This window comes from Acinetobacter sp. AS5 (assembly GCF_048957595.1).
GTDB lineage: Bacteria > Pseudomonadota > Gammaproteobacteria > Pseudomonadales > Moraxellaceae > Acinetobacter.
In genome coordinates this window covers 1-1,740 of sequence record NZ_JARDAL010000127.1, presented here as the reverse complement: position 1 = coordinate 1,740, position 1,740 = coordinate 1, and the positions used below count along the sequence as shown (strand labels likewise).

Sequence of the window (1,740 nt, the reverse complement as noted above, 5' to 3'; positions counted from 1 at the left end):
AAATACGGACTCGCCTAGGGTTATTGTGTCTGTTGGTTAGTAAGCTCAGCCAATAGACACAAATTTAACAACCATTTGGAGATTTTATCCATGATTTAGCCATTGTTTTGCTTATTTCATTGCCATTCTTTGTTTTTTTTCGGTTTGGTGGTATGCCTCGAGCAAAGGGGCTGTTTCGTGCAAAGGTCTCTTTTATTTAAAAAAAGATTTAAAATGAGCTAATCTGAGATTATTCACATAAAACCTACCAAATACCTACCAAATACCTACCAAATACCTACCCAAAATACTTTAGGTTATTAATGAGAATGATGATTAAGTTAAGTTAATTGAAAACTGTCAATATTCTTGATCAATTCAATAATAAGGAAAATAACATGGGAAGCACAATGAAAGCTGCTGTTGTCACAGCATTTAATCAACCCTTAGAAATCCAAGAGGTCGCTATTCCAAAAGTCAGTGCTGGTAAAGTACTGGTCAAAGTGATTGCAACAGGTGTATGCCATACCGATCTTCATGCCATGCATGGTGACTGGCCGATTAAACCAACTGTTCCATTTATTCCTGGGCATGAAGGTGTTGGTGAAGTGATAGAAATTGGCGAAGGAATTTCACATCTCAAAGTGGGGGATAAAGTTGGAATTCCATGGCTATATTCAGCTTGTGGGCATTGTGATCATTGTTATGCGGGCTGGGAAACTTTGTGTAAAGAACAGCAAAACTCAGGCTACTCCGTCAATGGCAGCTTTGCGGAGTATTGCCTTGCTGATGGTGATTATGTCGGTGTAATTCCAGAAGGTGTAGATTTATTGGAAATTGCACCAATTTTATGTGCTGGCGTAACTGTCTATAAAGGTCTAAAAATGACAGAAGCCAAGACGGGGAATTGGGTCGCAATTTCAGGAATTGGTGGTTTAGGACATGTTGCGGTGCAATATGCTAAAACAATGGGCTTCAATGTTGTCGCAATTGATGTGGATGATTCCAAACTTGATTTGGCAAAAGAACTGGGTGCAGATGTTGCAATTAATGCGCTCAAAGTGAATGTCAAAGATGAGGTGATTAAAGCCACAGGAGATGGCTGTCATGGTGTGTTGGTGACGGCAGTTTCTCCGAAAGCCTTTGAGCAGGCGGTTGCTATTGTGCGTCGTGGCGGTACGATGGTGCTTAATGGCTTACCTCCAGGTAAGTTTGATCTGTCTATTTTTGATATGGTATTAGATGGCATTACTGTACGCGGTTCGATTGTTGGAACACGTCTAGATTTGAAAGAAGCTCTGGATATTGCAGCGCGTGGTAAAGTGAAGGCACATATCAGTGTTGAGCCACTCGAAAATATTAATGATATTTTTGAGCGCATGGAACATGGCAAAATTGATGGTCGTATTGTGATTGATTTAGCGCTTTAAGCCATAAAAAAAACAGGGTAAGCGGATTAAATGGTTGTTAAATTTGTGTCTATTGGCTGAGCTTACTAACCAACAGACACAATAACCCTAGGCGAGTCCGTATTTTCGTTTCAAGCTTAGGGCAGTTTTTAAATTATGCACCATGCTTGCAAGCAAAGTGCTGGTATGAAATTGCATTAACCCTAAATGACGAGCTTTGCTCATCCCATAATGCAGTTTAAAATGTCCAAAGACCCGCTCAACGGTGTTTCTAGTTTGGCTCTTTTGGGTATTATTGCGTTTTTGCTGTTCGGTTAAGGGTGTATTGCGCCATGCTCTATCATGAATATGA

2 protein-coding genes are annotated in these 1,740 nt (G+C 40.2%); one reads left to right on the top strand and one right to left on the bottom strand.

Annotated features, from left to right (window positions below; genetic code table 11):
- Positions 1-377: 377 nt before the first annotated feature.
- Positions 378-1,409 carry an alcohol dehydrogenase AdhP gene (gene adhP / locus PV763_RS17535; RefSeq protein ID WP_005028484.1) on the top strand — a complete coding sequence of 344 codons (1,032 nt, stop codon included), beginning with the start codon at positions 378-380 and terminating at the stop codon, positions 1,407-1,409.
- Between the two features lie 87 nt (positions 1,410-1,496).
- Here the strand turns inward: adhP and PV763_RS17530 are convergent.
- Positions 1,497-1,740: transposase (locus tag PV763_RS17530; RefSeq protein WP_420938289.1), on the bottom strand; the 244-nt coding region annotated here is incomplete at its 5' end.